Genomic DNA, 21,241 nt, shown 5'->3' on the forward strand with positions numbered 1-21,241 from the left:
ATAAAGAGTATCTGGTATAATGTCCTCCTCGTGAGGGTGTTATACCTATTTCCTTTTAATAAAATCAGTGTTAATTGAAGCAATGCAAATGCAGGCTGGAATGTCTGCTTATTCTGTTTTGCTTCCAAAGAAAATTTTTATGCAGTCAATACGATTACTATGCATACTGATGGTATGCTTTACAAATATATATGCACAAGAAACAGATTCGGTAAAAGTCAAAGAATTGGAGGGTGTCAGCATTTTAGAACAACGTTATAAAAATACCATTGAGCGATTACCCTTAACCCAAGGAACCTACCTGTTTGGCGGTAAGAAAACTGAGGTAATAAATGTATTAGGCGCAGATGCTAACATTGCCGAAAAAACACCTCGTCAGATTTTTGCCAAGATACCAGGGGTATTTGTGTATGATATGGATGGAACCGGTAACCAGACTAATATTTCAACCCGTGGGCTTGACCCGCATCGTGGCTGGGAGTATAATATACGTGCCGATTGTATTATTACTAATTCAGATATGTATGCTTATCCGGCTAGTCATTTCAGCTTACCAATGGAAGCTATTCAGACTATTCAGTTGGTTCGTGGTACAGGTTCATTGCAATATGGGGCGCAGTTTGGCGGGATGTTGAATTATGTTGCCAAACAGCCGGATACAACCAGAAAATTCAGTTTTGAGACCATTAACTCTTTAGGTTCTTTTGGTTTGGTAAGTACCTATAATGGTATCAGCGGGAAAATAGGTAAAATCCAGTATTACGGTTATTATTCAAGACGCCACTCTGATGGATACCGTGATAATTCGCAAAGTGATTATAGCGGAGAAGCTTTTGGTATTACTTATCAGGCATCGCCAAAAGTTACGTTAAAAGCTGATTTGAAGCATTCGCAATATGTATACCATATTCCAGGGCCATTGACAGACAGTATGTTTTATGCGAATCCAAGAATGTCAACCCGTTCACGTAATTATTTTAACCCCACTATTTATATACCATCTCTTTCGGCAGATTTTCGTTTTAACCCACGTACCCGTGTTTCTCTTACTGCATCGGGCGTGTTAGGAGATAGAAATAGTGTAATGTTGGATAAAACAGCCAATGTGGTAGATGCCATCGACCCGAAAACTTTACAATACGTGAATCGTCAGGTAGATATGGATCATTTTCATAGTTATTCGGTAGAAGCGCGTTTATTGCATAGTTATAATTTAGGTAAAGTATCGTCTGTTTTAGTAACTGGCGTGCAATTAATCAATAATGATCTGAACCGCCAGCAATTAGGTAAAGGTAATACTGGTAGTGATTTTGATTTATCAAAGACCGGCGACTGGGTAAGAGATATGCACCTGAAAACACAGAATTTTGCCTTCTTTGCTGAAAACCGTTTTGCCATTACTTCTAAATTCTCGGTTACACCGGGTATAAGGGTAGAAGTAGGTGAATCGAACCTGAGTGGAAAGATTGCGTATTATGATGCAGGCCAGTTGCCAACCAAAATCTCGCATCATTTCCCGTTGTTGGGTTTGAATGCTAATTACCAGATTAACCAATCGCAAAGCCTTTATGTAGGTTTCGCGCAGGCTTATCGCCCGGTTGTATTGAAAGATATTGTTCCGGCGGCTTCTTATGAGAAGATAGATAAAAACCTGAAAGATGGTTATGGGTATAATGCAGAAATCGGATACAGAGGCAATACTGAGCATTGGAAATGGGATATCAGTGCTTTTCAGTTGCAGTATAACAACCGTATGGGTATGACGTATGGCACAGAAGCAAACGGAGACTTTTATTACCTGAGAACCAATGTAGGTGATTCACAGACGAATGGTTTAGAAACCTATATCGAATACGATACCCGTTTATCGCAAAAATCAACTCTATCGATTTTTACTTCTACGGCTTATATGAATGCCCGTTATCAGGATGCTGCCGTGAGAGTAGGAGACAAGAATGTGAGCGTAAAAGGCAACAAAGTAGAAAGTGTACCGAGGTGGATAAGCCGCAACGGACTCACATTCCGTTATACAAAATTAAGCATTACTGCACTTTACAGCTACACAGCTAAAAGCTATGCCGATGCCCTGAATACAATCAAGCCAAACGCAACCGGTACGGTAGGCTTAGTGCCCTCATATGGCTTGCTTGATATTAATGCCACCTATCGGGTAACAAGAACGATGACCATAAAACTGAACATCAATAACCTGACTAATGAGCAATACTTTACCAAACGTCCTACCTTTTATCCAGGTCCGGGTATATGGTCTTCGGATGGTAGAAGCGTGAATGTGACAGTCGGGTTAAAAATATAAGTAGTCTATCAGGTCGCCTCGGGGGAGGCGACTTTTACCTAAAATAACCTAAATACAATGACCCCTACACTCAAAAAACGTTTGTTCTGGATAGGTGCTATCTGCCTTATCGTTCCTGCTTTCTTACAGGCATATCTGTTGATGCCCTTTCCGGGTAGCCAGGATTTAGAAGCTATCAAGCTAACTTATTATCTTGAGAAAATCATTCTGGCTTCAAGAATAATAGGTTTGTTACTATTGGCTTATCCGGCATGGTCTTATATCACGAAGGGCAGTGTCAAACAAAGGATTTTGGTAGGCATCATTGTATTAATAGCCGGAGGGCTGTATTATTTTACCAATGTTTCTTATAGAGCAGAGGTCATGTTTAAAGAACCTGGAAAAATGCAGTTTGCTAGCCAGAAAGATAATAAAGTGCCGGATAGTCTGGTAGTGATGACCGTTGTAAACGGCGGAATAGCCAAAGCGTATCCGATTAAATATGTAGGCTATCATCATAAAATACAGGATAATGTCGGCGACAAACCTGTATTGGTTACGTATTGCACCATGTGCCGCACTGGCTTGGTTTTTAGCCCGATTGTAGATGGGAAAAAACAAATCTTCCGACTGGTAGGTGCCAGACATTATAATGCAGTAATTGAGGACGAAGACACTAAAACCTGGTGGTATCAGGCTACGGGCGATGCGGCAGTAGGCGCACAGGAAGGAAAGAAATTAGACATTATCCCATCAGAACAAATGACCCTGAAAGCCTTTTTTGCTCAATACCCTGATGGTCTGGTATTTCAGCCTGATAATACTTTTAATGAAGAATATGATGAGTTGAAAACCTATGACCGTCGTCAACGTAAAGATGAAGACTCATTGACCCACCCGAATAAAATATGGGATAAGAGTTGGGTGATTGGTGTAAGTATTAACCAAAAGAATAAGGCTTATGTATGGCCCAATGTCGTAAACCTGACAACGCTTAATGATAAAATAGGAGATACGCCAATAGCTATTATAGTAGAGCCAGACGGCCATACTTACCATGTGTTTGAAAGAACTATTGATGGTAAAATCTTAAATTTTGTACAAGACCCGGCAGGTTTCAGAGACAGAGAAACCAATAGCCTGTGGAACTGGAAAGGTGAGAGTGTAGAAGGAGAACTGAAAGGCAAAACATTAGTAAAAGTGCAGTCTTATCAGGAGTATTTACGTGCATGGAAGCAATTCCATTCACCAACTGAAATCTGGCCTTAATTGGTCTTGACGTTACCTGATTGATAAATGCTATGAATTTTTTGAAGATTGACTCTTGAAAATTCATAGCATTTATGTTTATTCGTGGCTTATTCAAAATTCTATAAAATGGGATATTTTATTGCACCTAATGCCAGTGTGATGGGTGATGTAACACTTGGCGAAGATGTTTCGGTTTGGTATTCGGCAGTGATTCGGGCTGATGTTGAAAAAATTGTGATTGGTAACCGCACCAATATTCAGGATGGGGCTATCCTGCACGCAGATTTTGGTGAACCCACTCTCATCGGCGAAAGCGTAACTGTGGGCCATGGTGCTATTGTGCATGGTGCAACAGTTGGCGATTATTCGTTGATAGGCATGAGGGCAACTATTCTGAACAGAGCTAAAATCGGTAAATATTGTATTATAGGTGCCAATGCGCTGGTAACCGAAGGCACAGAAATTCCTGATTATTCGATGGCAGTAGGTACACCAGCCAAAGTAATAAAAACCTTACCACCCGAAGTAGCCGAAAAACTGGCTATGAGTGCCGGGCATTATGTAGAAATGGCACTTGAGCATAAAGCAGGAAAGTTTCCTTTGAAGACCAGCTAATAAATAAGTTTTAGATCAAATTCTGAAATTTTCTTAAATAAAGTAGAAATAGAAAAACTTTGTCTGGTCTTTTGGCAAGGTTTTTGATTTTATTCTGACTAGATTTAGGTCAGGAAAAAAGAAAAATTTATGAGGAATCTATACACAGCATTCTCTCTAAAATGCGTAAGGGTAACTTTATACGTCATCATTTGTATACTTACTATATGCCTCACTTCTTGCAAGGATAAACCCGGCAAAGAAGTAATTGCTCCTGCTGTTAAATCAAAAAAAACCAATACATTCGATGCAAGTATGGCCATTAACTGGACGAACCTGCAATTACGTTTGATAAAATCTACGCCTGGCTATGCGGCACCAGTAGCAGCCCGTAGTCTGGCTTATACAAGCCTCGCTTTTTATGAAAGTGTTGTGTATGGTTTAGATGGGTATCAATCATTATCAGGAAAAATCGCGGGATTGAAGACCTTACCTTTACCGGATTCAACCAAAGAATATAGTTGGGGAATCGCTGCCAATGCAGCCATTTCGACCTTAATTAAAGAATTATATGCCACAACCAACGATGATAATAAAACATCTATAGATTCTTTGCGTAGGGTTACAGAAGCAGCATTAAAAACAGGGATAACCGATCAGCAGTTGATAGAGCGTTCCATCAATTTCGGTGCAGATATTGCCAAAGCTATCTGGGATTATTCTAAAACCGATGGAGGGAATGAGGGGTGGAGTAACAACTTTCCAACTACTTATAAAGTGCCTGTGGACATTGGCTCATGGGAACCTGTGAGCAATCAGAAAATACCGCTATTGCCTTACTGGGGGAAGAACCGTAATTTTTCAGCACTCAATAATTCAGTTAAGCCTGTTGCACCTATTGCTTTTTCGTTCAAAGAAAATTCTGCCATGTATAATGCCGCTAAAGAGGTATATACTATAGGAAAAGCACTGACAGCTGACCAAAAAGTATTGGCAGGTTTCTGGTCTGATGCAACCATTACACCCGCAGGACATAGTTTCAGCATTGCAAATATTGTTCTGAAAAAAGAGAAATCGAAACTGGATAAAGCCGCTGAAGTATATATTAAACTAGGTTTAACCATGAATGATGCTTATGTAGTTTGCTGGAAATCGAAGTACAATTATAATCTGATGGCACCTGTTACGTATATCAAACAGGCTATTGCACCGAATTGGTCGCCATTTATAACAACACAACCAGTGCCATCATATACATCAGATAATGCCACCATTTCGGGGGCAAGTGCTGAGATATTAGCAGCTGTTTTTGGAAATACTTACGCTTTTACTGACAATACCTATGAGGGAAAATTAACAAACCGCACGTTCAAATCATTCGAAGAATATACCAATGAAGCTACCTTAGCACAGCTATATGCGGGTGTACAATATCGGATGGCGAACGAGAACGGACAACAAAACGGCAAAGACATTGCAAAGAATATATTAAAGCTTAATTTCAAAAAATGACCCAAGGAGTAAAAAAGATTTTTAGTACACGATAGAATCCCTTTGTTTAAAACCAGGCTCACTTTCCTGAATTTCAGGGGAGTGAGTTTTTTTTGCAGTGTACAGAAATTATTGAATTGCTTTTATCTGACTTCTTAAGGTATTAGTTGCGTTTTCCCAAACACGAAATGTAGTTGTTCTCTTATTAGCTTCATACATAATGTCTTTATTATGAAAATTATCTGCCTCAATAATAAATGGCTCAATCTGCTTTGCCCAGATATCTACCTGAGAAAGCATTTTACCGTTTTCCACGAAATTGCTCAAGAGGGTCTTTTTAATAGAAGTATATTCCTGATCAAAACTTCCCCAAGCTGCTATTAGCTTTTCGCAAGCAGCTGAAAGTTGTTTCTTGCCACCACTTCCCCTTGCAAAAGGTATACAACTATTAGAAGTTTCTCCCCACTTATCTTTTAGAGAGGTATAATCGTTCGCATTCAGGATTACATGCTCGAAAGTGCCGTCCATATCCCATGGAATGAGATGCATTTTTCTGTTTTTTTTGTCTTCAAACCAATAATAATTATGGTTTGCGCAAGAGTTGAGTGTTTCATTATCACAATACCAATGAAAAGGGCCATCATCATGCCTGATGGCTCTATCAACCACACAATAAGCCATTATTTTATTGATTTCCATGTATTTTCTTACTACATCTTTGATATTTGATGGGTTAGCAGCAGCAACAGCCTGACCAAATTCTTTAATGAAATCAATATTCTGTTCCTCTTCATTGGTTTTCAGCGCCGCTATTAAAGCATTATCTGATTGTAGTTCGCCACTGGCTTTTACTGGCCAGACTTCCTTATATACATTCCCTTTCCCTTCTTTATAAAAATATTGGGCAAAGCGATTATCGACTTCTTCGGTAAGTCCATATAACCCAGAATATTTTTTATTGATGATTAACCTTGCATGAACCGAGCGGGGAGTAGGAACGCCCATTTGGGCAAAAAGCCAATAAGCCGCACGTTCGCGTAACTGTGATTTATCATAGTTTTGTGCATGGAATTGAAGTTTGTTCAGATCAAAAAAGCGTTCTTTGCGGTTATTCCAGTTAATTTTTATTTGCAAACTGAGCTTTTCACAGGTTTTTTGTCCTGACGGATATCGCCAGTCAGGATTTGACAAACAACCCGCAAAAGCTCCAATAGTTCCTTTGTATCGTACACCAATCGGACTGATGGTATCTCCTTCAAATACCAAAGCACCTTCTACATAATCCTGATTAACGGGGTCGAAATCTAATTTGGCCAGATTATCATTTGGAATAATCAGTTCGAAAGTCTTTACTTTTTCCTGATTATAGATATAGTCAGAGCCTTGTTTCAGGTAATTTTCATCACCTCTGGGTTTGATATTGGGCAAATTGGGATTTGGAAGGTTAGATTTTATTGGTGTCGGTCTGCTCTCTTTTGAGCAGGAAACGATGAGCACTACTCCCAAAATGGCAAGCATCAATAATTGATAAAATTGATTTAGTCGGCAGCTAGTCATTGAGTTGTTATAATTAGGTGGAGTATTCAGCAAATAGTCAATTCATTCTTTCTTGAATCAACATTCCGTAAATGTATAAACTTAATTGCTATTAAGCGAAAAACCAGGATATAATATTTCTATTTTTTCACTGGAAAATACAATTAAATAATTTGGCAATTTCACAAGACTTAAGTTAACGGTGCAACAGCATAGTAGCAACGAATCATAAGCTACTTTAATGAAATACTTAATCTATTTATAGTCAGTTGTTTAAATGTCTATTTGAGGTATTTTGCAACTTTTTGTGTTGAATTTTGTTATGTTAATATTAAACAAAATAGCATTTTTTAGATAGGAAAAATTCTCACAGATTTAGTTTAAAAGTGTTGCTGACAACCTTTCAGACGACTTTTAAACTTTAAAACTAAATCCCTGAAATTTCACAGATTTTAGTATTTGTAGTAAATACTCAAAGCGTTTAAATCAAGAAAAATAATGAGTTCTAAACGAGTTGCAGTGTTCAGAAAAGAGCATTTCAATGCTGCTCACCGTCTCAACAACCCGAACTGGTCGGAGGAGAAAAATGAACGCGTGTATGGAAAATGTAATAATTACAATTTCCATGGGCATAACTATGACCTTGTGGTACAGGTGATTGGCGAAGTCGACCCTGAATCTGGCTATGTTATGGATATGAAGCTGTTAAGTGATTTAATCAAAGAAGAAATTCTGGACAAGTTTGATCATAAAAACCTAAACCTTGATACCGAAGAATTCAGAGACATTAACCCATCGGCTGAGAATATCGCAGTTGTAATTTATGAGAAATTGAGGGCAAAACTGCCAAACCATTTAGACCTTAGAATCAGATTATATGAAACCGAACGAAACTTTGTTGAATACCCTGTTATTTGAAGAAGATACCAAAATTACCCTTACGGACGAGGAGCTAGGTGATGATCATGTAAGCACATCTGTTGAAACGCCTATGCGTGCCAACGCCTTTGAAATGAATGACGACGAGAAAATAGCCAATATCGAATACTATTTCCGCCAGATAATGGATACTTTGGGTTTAGACCTCACAGACGATTCATTGAAAGGTACACCTAAGCGTGTAGCGAAAATGTATGTGAAAGAGATTTTCAGTGGGCTGAATCCGGAAAATAAACCGAAAGTTGCACTTTTCGATAATAAATATCAGTATAATGAAATGTTAGTAGAAAAAGACATCTCTTTCTACTCGAATTGTGAGCATCACTTTGTGCCGATTTTTGGCAAAGCCCACGTAGCTTATATTGCCAACGGTAAGGTAATTGGTTTATCGAAACTGAATCGTATTGTACAATATTTTGCTAAAAGGCCACAGGTACAAGAGCGCCTGACCATGCAGATTGCTAAAGAATTACAAAAGGTTTTAGGTACAGAAGATGTAGCGGTAGTAATGGATGCCAAACACTTGTGTGTAGCCTCACGCGGTGTACAGGATGATACTTCAACTACCATTACAAGTTTCTACGGCGGTAAATTTCAACAGGAAGCTACTAAGGCGGAGTTTCTAAAATATATCAATTGAGTGGTTTAGTGATTGTGTATTAATTGTCTAGAGCTTTGATTTAACTGATTAAATTGATTGACCTGATTTTGTATATTATAAAATAACTGATTTTATTAATTGTACTTTCAGTGAAATCCTTAAATCAGCCGCGACGGTGGACAGTTAAATCAAAGTTCAAGATATACAATCACTCAATTCTCTACTGCACTTCCTCCCCCTGCAACTGTTTCTCATACAATTCCTTATAGGCACCATCTTTCTTCAATAGTTCCTCATGGGTGCCTTGTTCAATGACAACCCCTTCATCCAGCATCAGGATTTTATCAGCTAATTTAGCTGAAGAGACACGGTGAGAAATAATAACCGAAGTACGGTTCTGCATAATTCTTTCCAGATTATTCAGAATAATGTTTTCGGTATTGGTGTCAACTGCTGAAAGACAATCGTCAAGAACTAATATTTTGGGCTCACGGGCAATGGCACGGGCAATAGATAAACGTTGTTTTTGTCCGCCTGATAAAGTAATCCCACGTTCCCCTAATTTCGTTTCAAACTTATCCGGGAAATCCATGATATTTTTATACAAATCCGCATCTTTTGCAGCTTTTATAATACGCTCATCGGTAATGTCAGGAGAACCGAATTTGGCATTATTCAGAATCGTGTCCGAAAATAAAAACACTTCCTGTGGCACATAACCCATCTGGCTACGCACGTGCTGAATATTATAATCTTTAATCGAAATGCCATCAATCAAAATTTCTCCTTCCGTAGCGTCATACATTCTCACAATCAGATTGGCAATCGTACTTTTGCCTGAGCCCGTTGTACCCAATATCGCTACTGATTCACCGGCTTTAATGTCCAGATTGAAGCCTTTTAGTGCCTGAATACCTGAATCAGGATAAATAAAGTTTACATTTCTGAATGTAATACCTCCCTGAATTTCTTTAGTCAGGTTTTTTTCTGAAACAATATCTGTCTTGGTCAATAAAAACTCATTGATGCGTTGTTGAGAGGCTGCTGCCCGTTGAATCTGGCTTGATGTCCAGCCTAAAGCCGTTAAAGGCCAGGTAAGCATAAATACATACATAATAAACTCGGTGATATTACCGGGTGTCAACCTGCCTGCAATAATTTCCTGTCCACCAATATATACGCATAAAACCGTACTTAATCCAATCAATAAGGCAATAGTAGGGGTGAAGAGCGCATCAAAGCGGGTAAGAGATAAAGATTTTGCCTTATACACATTACTTTCTTTTCTAAAACGTTTCACCGAGTCATCTTCACGCGCAAATGCTTTCAAAACCCTGATACCGGAAAACGCCTCCTGCACAAAAGTAGAGAGATGCGAAAGGCTACGTTGTATTTCTTCCGAACGTTTGTTCACAGACGTACTCACAAAAAAGATACTGGCTGATAACAAAGGCATAGGTAACAATACCCACCAGGTCAATCGTGAATTCACCGAAAACATATAACTCAATACCAGCACAACTAGCACCGCCATGTTCATGAGATACATAATTGATGGCCCGATATACATTCTCACTTTACTGACATCTTCCGAGATACGCGCCATTAAATCTCCTGTATTATTTTTTCTGTAGAAACTTAAGGGAAGTGTCTGATAATGTGCATAAATCTCATTTTTGAGGTCATATTCAATATGACGAGACATCACAATCAAGGTCTGGCGAACTGCGAACAAGAAAATACCTTTCAGAATCGCCATCACCAGAATCAACAAACCATAAATACTGATGCTGGTTGTGAAAACATCATACATATTTTTCTGAATCTCGGTATTAGAGAATAGAAAATATACGTCAATGGTTTCTTTCACCAGATCAAGTGCATGGCGAACAACCTGCGCCGGAATAACACCAAAAAGGTTAGAAATAATAGTGAAAATAGTACCTAATATAAGATACCATTTGTATTTAAGCAGAAACTTGTTGAGGTAAGCTAAATGTTTCACAAAAATTATATTCCGATAGGTTCGTGTCAGTTCAGGCATGATCTGAACTGACTATAAAAACCTAACAGTATTTTTTCGAAAATTGTTGCATCAGGTTGGCGATGATTTTACTTTCCGGATGGTGAAGCCGAATTATTATTGATAATAATTTTCGGCCTTTTCTCATAACCATTCGCCGGCAGAGAAGAGGAAATAGCATTGAATGGTGCCATTGCTTGTGAGAAATTCCTGATTAAATCTGATAAATTCACATAAATAGTTTCACCCTCTGTAAACTTCTCAGTATGTGTATTAATCCAGTTTTTCAACTCACCCAAAGCATCTAAAGAGTTGTTATAATAAGGTGTGTCTTTGTCTGCAATAAAAATAATGGCTCTGGTATTATTCAAATAAGCGGCTTTTGAATACTCCAGCATTTTTTGTTTAACAATTGCCGGATCTACGATGCCTGCCATATTTACCACATCCATTTCATTGATTTCAGTCTGGATTTCTCCACTGAAATTAGACCTTACTATATCACCATCCCAGGTATGTTGGCCTCCAAAGCTTGCAGTGGCAGTATTTGTTTTTAAGACGTCTGCATAAGTATTAATATCAGGCACATCAAATGTTTTCCGGGCTGCGCTCAACTGGTCTGCTACTGAGCCAGATTCAAAACAAAATTTAATCTTATCACTTTTAGCTTTGACAATACTTTTGCAGTCAAGCAAAAAGTTTTTCATTTGTCTATAATTGAATTTATACCAGTCTTCAAATACTACCGAATTGTACATAGTCAACAAGTGCCCATGATTCATATATTTGATATTTTCTACACCTACTTTGGGCGGTTCAATCTGATCAACTCCGGTATAGTTGGTATGATAGGTATTATTTACTTCTTGCAGATTTGTATAACGTTCAGTAACCAACCATTCTCTGAATTTACCTACATTATCGGGCGAATAATCATATTCACAAGGACGAGGGTTGATAAAATTTTCGCCGTCCCAACCGTTTTCATAGTTAAAACCAGTTTCAAATTGTCCTGATGTAGCTATTGAGACCCAATAGAGTTTTTGCCCTAAAGTCGGATAATATCTATCCAATACTTTTTGTACAAAACCTTTCATCTTGGCTGTGGCTGTTAGTGACGAAAACGAGCCATGTCCTGAACCATAACCTACTCGTGAAGGATTATTGAACTGATCTTGCACAATTTCTCCAAACAGATTAAACATGGCATTGTCGAAATTCTGATAAGGTACTTGTGTAGGATCAAGCTCATCTCTTTCCTGAAAATAATAACGGCTATCATCATAATCTACATTGACCCGAAGAACCACGAAATCATAAATATTATTCGCATGGTTAATGAGCTTGTCATACATGCTCCAGTATCCATTTAAAATATCAGGGTTTGTTTCATCAAATTGGGAACGAGATTTAAAAACATCCTCAAATCGGACTGTTAATTCAAATAATCTTGCTCCTTTTTGCGCAAAATCTGTCATTTCGGCAATCGTTTTATCAAGAGAATTCCCATAAACATGCAACTTCTCATAGCCTAGTTTAAAATCATGATCTTCCTGGTCGGCTATTACATAGTTGCAACCTTTAATTTCAGCAATGAAATTGCCGGAACTGGAAACTGAAAAACCCGGATTGAGCATAACACTTTTCCCGGCACTGTAAACTACTTTGGCGCTATCTGTAATTTCGTTGTTAGCTATAATTTCACCATGAGTGCCATCCGTTTTCCTGATAATGGTTCCTGAACTATAATTATCAGTCGGGTTGGTAAGCGATAAAAAATTCTGGCAAAGCGAAATATCCGCTACACCAACAACAGTACCGGGGCCGCAGTAATTAGAAACAGAAATTAATGAATAGGTGGTATTCTGTGTCGGTTGAACCATGATGGTTTCAAAAGACTTATTCAGTTTGAGTGCTGACGGAATACCCGAAATATTTACTTCATATTCGCCGCCGCCTTCCAGATTAAGAGAAAGGTAACTAGGAGAATTAAAATCATTGACTGTCTGAGAACCTGAAAGTTTTGCCTTAGCCGGACGATTGATTCTGAAATCTAAATCTGCACTTTCGCCTTTACATCCCTGATTCTCAGCAAATACTTTATAGATACCCGTTTGTGCTTCGGTTGGAAGAAAATCCTGATTTTGACCCTCATATACCGTTTCTCCATTTCTTTTCAAAACAATATGAGCACCAGCCACATTGGTTTGAATCCGGTAGTCAGGCAATTGGGTATAGCAAATTCCTTGTATCGGAGCAGTGCCAAAGAGTGTACTCGATAGAACAGGTCGGAGTGAGGTATTGATTTCCAGCATTTTATCAACACGTATCGTACCTATTACTGAATTATCGTCGCTTACAACTCTGACATAATATTCTTTACCTGCCTGATCATCAGTGGCTGTAAATGAAAGCGGACTGCTGATGCCTGTTGCAACTGTCGTAATTTTATTGGTAGATAGATCTATTAATTCGGCTTTAAACAGATTATTTTCAAAATTACCTGTAGTATTAAATCTGATTTGATTTTCAAGCCCTGTACATAAATAGGTATTGGTATACTCCAGAACGATGCTTTTAGGATTATCAATTTTGGTAATAAAACCTCTTTGCCGATTGTCATTTGAATCAGCAATATTTCCAAAATTGGTATTGATAGTAAATTGCCCGAAATCAGCTTTGCCATAATTACTACCGCTCAGAATGATATTTTTATGATTATCTACTGCCAGACCATTTACATACAATGCATTATATACTCTGATATTATTAACTGAACCTGCTAAATCTCCATTAGGCTTATAAATTGCAACAAACGGATTACCTGAAGTACTACTAAAAGTAGCTAGGTCTTTTTGTGGTAAGCGATGTTCATGAATTAAAAAGCGGTCGGCAGTGGCAGAGTTGTTGAGGTAACTAAGAAAATAGACATTATCTTCATTATCGATACTGATAGAGTTTCGTCCACCTCTTAAAGTATGATTATTTAGTTTTGCCCATAGACCGTCTCCATTTGAATTTATTTTTAATAATGCTGAAGTACGGTTGGCATCATAATCCTGAGGTGTAGTGGGTAAGGTAATATTGGTGAAATTGCCCCCATAAGAAGTTCTTACAGAAAATCCCAGATAGATATTATTTTGTGAATCTGTTTTGATAACTGGCGCCGAATCGGCATTGTCGTCTAATAAGATAAGCTGCGATTTATTGGCCCATGCCCAGTTATTTGAAGCAGTATTGAATTTTGCTACAAAGTAATCGGTATCACCAAATATGAGCGGATATGGGCCAAATGAAACTGCCTCCGCTGTACCTACACCGATAGTGGCAGTTGAGCCTGTAACAATAATATTATTCTGTGCATCAATTTCAAGGTTAGACATACCTAACGAACCTGAAGGAGAATAAACAGGCACTTTCTGGTATTTAACTATATTCAGATTAACCGGGTTAAGTTCCATCACAACCAAGCCGGCTGCTTCGTTGGTTGTTTCATTTCCATTCGCAAAGCGGAGTGTATTTGGTAATCCCTGATTCCAGGTATATAATAGCCATAACTTATTATTACGGGCTTTTAACGAATAATAGCCCTTTGCTCCTAAACCATAGGCGGGCTTATTATCAAAATTATTGATAGATGTACCACAGGATTTAAGCTCTGTAAGATTAGTTAATATATTTAAGGTACCATCTAAATCAAACTTTGCTAGCCAGGTAAATTGCCCTTTATACCGATACTCATATTTCCCGGGAATTGTATCTGAGACAGCATACTGGCAATATCCGGCAATATTTCCTAACGATAAGTCTTCTTCATCAGCTAAGATTAACGAAGCCCCATTTTCAGGATTAGAAGGACAATTCGATGTTGCGTTAAATTCAGATACCAGAAAAACCTGTCCATTATCTACGGCTAAGTCACAATACTGATAATCACCGGTAGCACTTTGCGTATTCCATTTTCTATACCAGGCTAATTTGCCCTCAGCATTGATTTTCGCAATAAATCCAGTTCGCTTATCTGCCGTTTCTGAGTTATCACAAAAAACAGTATTGCCATAAAGCGTAGTAATAAGCGTATTGCCTAAACTCATACCCTGAGAAAAGAAACCTGCAATAAATAGATTATTCTCACTGTCTATCTCGGTATCAACGATTGTTGAAGGATAATTAAAGGTATTAGTCCAGTAATTGTCGGTAAGTGCCCACAACCACGCAGGTTTGCAATTACCAAGCATTAAACTCTGGGAGGCAGAAGCAGAACAACCATTGCGGGTGGCGGTTACCACATAAGTCCCGTCATGAGACAAGCTACCTGAGCTAATTAATAGAGTATCTTTTGATGCCGTTACAGGCCCCGTCCATGAATAAGTAGTTTCGTCTAAACCTCCATTACTGGCAATAAGCCTGATGGTATCTCCCAGGCAAGGTTGCGCAGGAGCAACGATAATTGATGGAGGGGGTGGTGTTGAAAAGATGCTTAAATCAGCATCAGTGCTATTGCTGATAATGCCCGGACTAGTGGCTATAACTCTGATTCTATATTTTGTCCCTTCTATCAAACCTTGCGGAATATTAAAACTAGCTGTAGTATCATTTGCTTCTGCAATGGCAAGGATATAGGGAGTATCAAAACTACCATTGGCATCAGATAGTTGTACCGTAAAAAAATGAGTTGAGTCCAATGCTGCACCTGTAACTGTCCAATGAACTGCAATAGTTGTATTAGAACATAGCAGAGTCGAGTGTAAACTTTGTAAATTGATCACAGGCAGTGGAGTAGGAGAGAGACACGAATCAAGCACTGCTAATTTGGCAGTAGACAAGCCTACAATAGCAGGACTTGTGCTTACCGCTCTGAGGCGATAAGACGTTCCTGTACTTGTACTATCCGGTATGACAAAAGCAACTTTTTGAAAAGAAGTATTACTGAAACTTGTTAATTCGACAGGATTGGTGAAATCTCCTGAAGCATCCGAAAGCTGAATTTTGAAATAATTGTCTGCATTGAAATTTCCTGAAGTAACGAAATCAATTTTTTCAACTTTTCCTCGACAAATGGTCTGTCCATCAAAAGAAACGGACATAGTTTGAGCATTGACTAACTGACAAAGAGCAAGTAACAAAAGTAAAGGGTAGAATTTGGGCATTATTTAGGGTAACTATAATTCTCATAAAAATAAGAAGAAAAAAGGTATTTTAACGGATTTTTTTATTGAATGGGCGTATTATTATTAAAGGGTGACACTCATAGAATAAATAGTAAAATGATACTACAAGAGTTATATTTATTCTACTTCTGGCTATCAGGAAATTGGTACTAATTAAAATAGTCCCTATTTTTTATAATCGTATTTCTTAAATCGTGTTTGTTTTTTTCTAAATTGTATGCGTATTCTTATATTCAAATATTCACCCCCTACACTGTTAATATTTAAACATGAAAAGCACACTCAATCGTCGTGATTTTATCCGGCAAAGTAGTTTTGCAGCCTTAGGTCTTACCTTGCTTCCGGGTATGATAAAGAAAGTAGCACCCAGCGACCGTCTTCGGGTGGCGCATATTGGCTTAGGAGGAATGGGCAATAACCATATGAATTGGTTCGCTGCCTTGCCCGAAGTCGAAATTGTAGGTTTATGCGATTTAGATTCAGATCATTTGAACGCGACATTGAAAAGCCTGCAAAAAAAGCAACCAGATACCAAAGCGCAACTCTACTCAGATTTTCGTCATATTCTTGACCGTAAAGACGTTGATGCCATTACTTGTGCTACACCAGATCATTGGCATGCGCAGGTGGCCATTATGGCTTTTCAGGCCGGAAAAGATGTATATGGTGAAAAGCCACTATCTTACAATGTAAGAGAGGGCCAGCAGATGCTGAAAGCCATGAAGAAGCATGACAGAATCTTCCAGTTAGGAACACAGATTCATGCCGGCGATAATTATCACAGAGTGGTAGAATTGATTAAAGGCGGTGCGATTGGCAAAGTGCATACAGTAAGACTCTGGAAAACCGGATTCCCTCCTGTACTAGGGCCAGCCAATTATCAGACACCACCGGCTTCGCTTAATTGGGATATGTGGTTAGGGCCAGCACCTTATTCGAAGTATACCCCTGAGCGTTGCCATTTTACCTATCGTTATTTTCTGGATTATTCAGGTGGGGTTTTTCAGGATTTCTGGTGCCATATTGCCGATGTGGTTTGGTGGGCAATAGACCCTAAGGGGCTGACATCTATTAAAGCCAAAGGAGAAGCTCCCGAAGGAATTGGCGATGCACCTAAATGGATTGATATAGACTATCAGTTTGAGGGCTTAAAATTACACTGGACCTCACAGCCACCAAATGTACCTGGCGCAGAAAAGAAAGGTATTGGTGCTTACTTTGAGGGAGATAAAGGGACACTATTATGTGATTATGGTTCATGCGAGCTCAATATCAATGGTGTAGTGATGAAGGATATTCCAGAAATTCCGATTACAATTCCTCGATCACCCGGGCATCAGCAGAACTTTGTTACGGCCGTGAAAAATCGCACGCAACCGGAATCAAATCTTGAATATGCCCGTATGATGACCATGCCTATGCACCTGGGGCTAATCTCTTATAGATTAGGCAGAGAATTGCAATGGAATGCCAAAAAAGAGAAATTCAGACACGACAAGGAAGCTAATGCGCTCCTATCAAGAGAATACCGTAAAGAATGGGATTTGATTTGATAAGGTTTGTAATCTGTTGATAATGAATTGTTTGGAGTGTATATTGTAGTAGCTAAAGATTTTACTGATAATTTTTAACAATTTGATATTTGTAAAAGTTATAGAAATAGGTTAATTTATTCTAATATTACTAACGCAATTAAATTTATGGCAAAAGATAAGCCCGCAAAAGAAACGAAAAAGGAAGCAAGCAAATCGTTGAAAGAAAAACGTGCTGCCAAGCAAGAAAAACGTGATAATAAGCGAGACTAATAGTAGTATTTGTTTATAGTTTTTCCTTTAAGCGTAAGAGCATCTTAAACCGATTAAGATGCTCTTAATTTTTTGAGTTTTCTCGTTCATCAACCATAAAAAAATATGTTAGCTCAATCAAAACAAAAATTCTCTTCATTATTTTTTCTGTTTTTTTTCTTCAGTATTTCGGTTTTTAGTCAACATAAAGATACGCCCTATGTAGTCATGGTTTCATTTGATGGTTTTCGTTATGATTATGTGCAGAAGTACCAACCCAAACACATTAAGAAATTCATTAAAAAGGGAGTAGCCGCTGATAAAATGCTTCCTTCTTACCCAAGCAAGACTTTTCCTAATCACTATACCCTTGTTACGGGTTTGTATCCTGCGCATCATGGTTTGGTTGATAATTCGTTTTATGATATCAACCGTGATGCTTTTTATTCAATCGGGCAAAGAGAAAAGGTAGAAGATCCTTATTATTATGGTGGCTTACCTATCTGGCAACTAGTACAACAGAATGGGATGAAAGCCGCGTCTTATTTCTGGGTAGGCTCAGAAGCACCAATAGGCGGTTCTTACCCTACTTATTATCATCGCTATGATGTAAAAGTACCCAATAAACAACGTGTGCAAGGTGTATTTGACTGGTTGAATCTTCCGGAAGCAGAACGTCCTCACCTGATAACAATCTATTTTTCAATGATAGATACGCAAGGCCATGAGTACGGGCCAAATGCCCCTCAAACCAGAGCGGCAGTAATGGAAGCAGATAGCTTGGTAGATATGCTGATGACTGGATTGAAGAAAATAGATTTGCCTGTGAACGTAATTCTTACCTCAGATCATGGAATGTATGAAATGAAGAATGAAGCTGATAAATTTCTTTACACAGAAGATGTTTTACAAGGATTGGATAGGAATGACTTTGTTTTTGTGAATAGTGGTACACACGCTAATGTTTTCTTGAAAGATAAAACCAAAGAAGAGAGTATCTTGCAAAGTATAGCGGCTAAGCAAAATCATTTTAAAGTCTATAAAAAGGCTGATCTTCCTCAGAATCTACATTACAATAACCATCCGCGCATTGGAGATCTGACACTCATGGCAGAAGCGGGTTATAGTTTTTATTCAAGAGAAAATCTGGCTAAAAAACCTGAAAAGCGCCAGGTATGGGGTGTACATGGTTTTGATCCTTATGTCACGCCAGAAATGGGAGCTATTTTTTATGCCAAAGGCCCGAATATTAAAAAAGGTAAAAAGATTCCGGAATTTCAGAATATCCACGTGTATCCTTTTGTCTGTACCCTATTAGGTATTCAAGTACCACCAAATATTGATGGCGATGCGAAAGTATTGGAGGGGGTGATTAAGAAATGATTGAGTGATTTAGTGATTGTGTGAATGAGTGATTAAAGGGGTAAACTTTTGGATGCTGAATTTTATCCAATAAGAAGATGAGTGTTCTCTAATATAAGAATTAATCAGACTAATATGTTCTTTAAAAATCATTTTTGAACATTGGATTCTTTATGTTGGTATTTATCTCGAATATGATAATATGACCACTAAGGCCACGGTATTCTTTTGGTATCTTACCTGCATCTGTACTTAAATAGAAACTATTTTTATTATCGGTATATATTTTACCACCAAATTCTGCTCCTTCTGGAGCACCAAAGAGAACTTTAATCACATAAGTTGAGTCATCCTTTTTTGTATAAATTAAATCTTCTTCCGGAGTTGCATCATTTACAAAATCGAGTGTATCTCCGTTAGAAAAATAATAATTAGTTGTTAGGTGGGAGTCAATGCTTTCCTGTTTGAATTCATCAGGCAATTCAACTGAATAAGCTTTGAACTTTATTTGTGCTATCTCTCTTTTTTTCTCACAGGAAAAAAAGAATAAGAAAAAAAGCAAAAATAAGTATTTCATTAATCTAGATTTTTATTTAATCACTCATTCACTAAATTACACAATCACTCAATAATTCAACTAAACGCCACGTCCTTTAAATGCAATATTTCAGTTGTTCTCTCACGGGTAGCTTTAGCCAATTCTGCCTCTTTTTCTAAATGGTGGCCGTATGATGGAATGAGTCTCTTCAATTCAGTTTGCCATTTTTCAGTAGCTTCCAGACCAGGGAAACACTTTTTCATCAAATCAAGCATAATAGACACCGAAGTTGACGCGCCCGGAGAAGCACCAAGTAAAGTAGCCAGAGAACCATCTTTTGAATAAACTACCTCTGTACCAAATTCTAGAATGCCGCCTTCTTTTTCATCTTTTTTAATTACCTGTACCCGCTGCCCTGCATCCTGTAATTCCCAGTCTTCCATTTTGGCGGTGGGCATATATTCTAATAAAGCTTCTAATCGGTCTTCCGATGATTGGGTTACCTGCTCTATCAGATATTTAGTTAAAGGAATATTATGCGCACCTGCCGAAATCAAAGGCCAGATATTGCTCCATTTGATCGACTGTGGCAAGTCCATAAATGAGCCATGTTTCAGGAATTTGGTAGAAAACCCGGCATAAGGGCCAAAAAGTAAAGCCTTTTTCCCATCAATCACACGGGTATCCAGATGCGGTACCGACATAGGCGGGGAGCCCACACTGGCTTTGCCATATACTTTGGCACAATGCTGCTCTATGAGCTCTTCCTTATTACAAACCAACCACTTACCACTGATGGGGAACCCTCCATAGCCTCTGCCTTCTGGAATATCTGATTTTTCAAGCAATGGGAGAGAACCGCCACCCGCACCAATAAATACAAATTTGGTTGTATAAGTATGTGTTTTGCCAGTATCTAGATTTTTGATTTCTAATTGCCAGTCACCATTATCCAGACGTTTAATATCTTCCACTTCATGATGAAGTTTTAGTTCAACACCATCGGCATTTTCTAAATAAGAGAACATCGAACGGGATAATGCGCCGAAATTAACATCTGTCCCGATTTCCATACAGGTAGCAGCTAATTTCTCGTCTCTATCGCGCCCTTCCATAATCAACGGCATCCACTTGGCTATTTCATCGTAGTTGTTAGCGAATTTCATTTCGCTGAATAAATGATGCTGTTTCAATGCCTCCCAACGTTTCCGTAGGTATTCTGTATTTTCATCGCCCCATACAAAACTCATATGTGGAATCCTGCGAATCATCGTAGCTGGATCTTCTATGATACCCTCTTGCACTAAAGTCGACCAGAATTCTTTTGATGTTTCAAAGGATGCGGCAATCTTAACGGCTTTATCAATATTAATGCTGCCATCTTCCATTTCTGGCGTATAATTCAGCTCACAAAAGGCTGAATGTCCGGTTCCAGCATTATTCCATGCCTCCGACGATTCGGCCGTTACTCTGTCCATGCGCTCGAAAATCTTTATTTGCCAGCTTGGTTCTAGCTTTTTCAGAAAAGTGCCCAGGGTAGCACTCATGATACCTGCGCCTATCAATATGACATCATTAGTATGATTATTCTCTTCCATGTTCAATTGCTTTTGTTGGTGTATTAGTAAATGGGATATAAATGTGTAAAATATACC

13 protein-coding genes are annotated in these 21,241 nt (G+C 38.4%); 8 read left to right on the plus strand and 5 right to left on the minus strand.

All coding sequences use genetic code 11. The features are described 5' to 3' along the window. The first annotated feature begins 139 nt into the window (after positions 1-139). From ACYVFA_RS11730 to ACYVFA_RS11745, 4 genes are all read left to right on the plus strand, one after another. Entirely contained in the window at positions 140-2,317 is a 2,178-nt protein-coding gene (locus tag ACYVFA_RS11730; RefSeq protein WP_460472011.1) for a TonB-dependent receptor family protein, read from the plus strand. A 57-nt stretch (positions 2,318-2,374) separates the two neighbouring features. Beyond that, positions 2,375-3,565: a DUF3179 domain-containing (seleno)protein gene (locus tag ACYVFA_RS11735; protein WP_460472012.1), complete on the plus strand. Its 1,191-nt coding sequence runs from the start codon at positions 2,375-2,377 to the stop codon at positions 3,563-3,565. 108 nt (positions 3,566-3,673) lie between these two features. Then, the gene (locus ACYVFA_RS11740) at positions 3,674-4,162 is read left to right on the plus strand and encodes a gamma carbonic anhydrase family protein (protein ID WP_460472013.1); all 489 of its coding nucleotides are present in this window, start codon (positions 3,674-3,676) and stop codon (positions 4,160-4,162) included. Between the two features lie 129 nt (positions 4,163-4,291). Beyond that, the gene (locus ACYVFA_RS11745) at positions 4,292-5,653 is read left to right on the plus strand and encodes a vanadium-dependent haloperoxidase (RefSeq protein ID WP_460472014.1); all 1,362 of its coding nucleotides are present in this window, start codon (positions 4,292-4,294) and stop codon (positions 5,651-5,653) included. Positions 5,654-5,761: 108 nt separating this feature from the next. Here ACYVFA_RS11745 and ACYVFA_RS11750 read toward each other — a convergent pair whose 3' ends face one another. After that, positions 5,762-7,189, minus strand: a complete 1,428-nt coding sequence (locus ACYVFA_RS11750) for a CotH kinase family protein (RefSeq protein ID WP_460472015.1) — start codon at positions 7,187-7,189, stop codon at positions 5,762-5,764. Positions 7,190-7,666: 477 nt separating this feature from the next. On the opposite strand from ACYVFA_RS11750, the gene ACYVFA_RS11755 reads away from it, so the two are divergent. Together ACYVFA_RS11755 and folE are read left to right on the plus strand one after the other, a co-directional pair. Next, the gene (locus ACYVFA_RS11755) at positions 7,667-8,086 is read left to right on the plus strand and encodes a 6-pyruvoyl trahydropterin synthase family protein (RefSeq protein WP_460472016.1); all 420 of its coding nucleotides are present in this window, start codon (positions 7,667-7,669) and stop codon (positions 8,084-8,086) included. After that, positions 8,046-8,747: a GTP cyclohydrolase I gene (folE, locus tag ACYVFA_RS11760; RefSeq protein ID WP_460472017.1), complete on the plus strand. Its 702-nt coding sequence runs from the start codon at positions 8,046-8,048 to the stop codon at positions 8,745-8,747. Before ACYVFA_RS11755 ends, folE begins: the two co-directional genes overlap by 41 nt. Positions 8,748-8,928: 181 nt before the next feature. Here folE and ACYVFA_RS11765 read toward each other — a convergent pair whose 3' ends face one another. Together ACYVFA_RS11765 and ACYVFA_RS11770 are read right to left on the minus strand one after the other, a co-directional pair. Further along, complete coding sequence (locus ACYVFA_RS11765) at positions 8,929-10,752, minus strand: ABC transporter ATP-binding protein (RefSeq protein ID WP_460472018.1); 1,824 nt, start codon at positions 10,750-10,752, stop codon at positions 8,929-8,931. A 68-nt stretch (positions 10,753-10,820) separates the two neighbouring features. Continuing rightward, the gene (locus ACYVFA_RS11770; protein WP_460472019.1) at positions 10,821-15,818 is read right to left on the minus strand and encodes an alpha-amylase family protein; all 4,998 of its coding nucleotides are present in this window, start codon (positions 15,816-15,818) and stop codon (positions 10,821-10,823) included. A 353-nt stretch (positions 15,819-16,171) separates the two neighbouring features. Between ACYVFA_RS11770 and ACYVFA_RS11775 the strand changes: the two genes are divergently transcribed. Next, positions 16,172-17,455, plus strand: coding sequence for a Gfo/Idh/MocA family protein (locus tag ACYVFA_RS11775; RefSeq protein ID WP_460472020.1), 1,284 nt, complete (start codon positions 16,172-16,174; stop codon positions 17,453-17,455). 357 nt (positions 17,456-17,812) lie between these two features. Continuing rightward, positions 17,813-19,069, plus strand: a complete 1,257-nt coding sequence (locus ACYVFA_RS11780; RefSeq protein WP_460472021.1) for an alkaline phosphatase family protein — start codon at positions 17,813-17,815, stop codon at positions 19,067-19,069. A gap of 121 nt (positions 19,070-19,190) precedes the next feature. On the opposite strand, the gene ACYVFA_RS11785 is transcribed toward ACYVFA_RS11780, so the two are convergent. Beyond that, positions 19,191-19,625, minus strand: a complete 435-nt coding sequence (locus ACYVFA_RS11785) for a hypothetical protein (protein ID WP_460472022.1) — start codon at positions 19,623-19,625, stop codon at positions 19,191-19,193. Between the two features lie 56 nt (positions 19,626-19,681). Then, on the minus strand, positions 19,682-21,184 hold the full coding sequence (locus ACYVFA_RS11790) for a malate:quinone oxidoreductase (protein WP_460472023.1): 1,503 nt from the start codon (positions 21,182-21,184) through the stop codon (positions 19,682-19,684). Between the last annotated feature and the right edge of the window lie 57 nt (positions 21,185-21,241).

It is taken from the genome of Emticicia fontis (assembly GCF_054779675.1).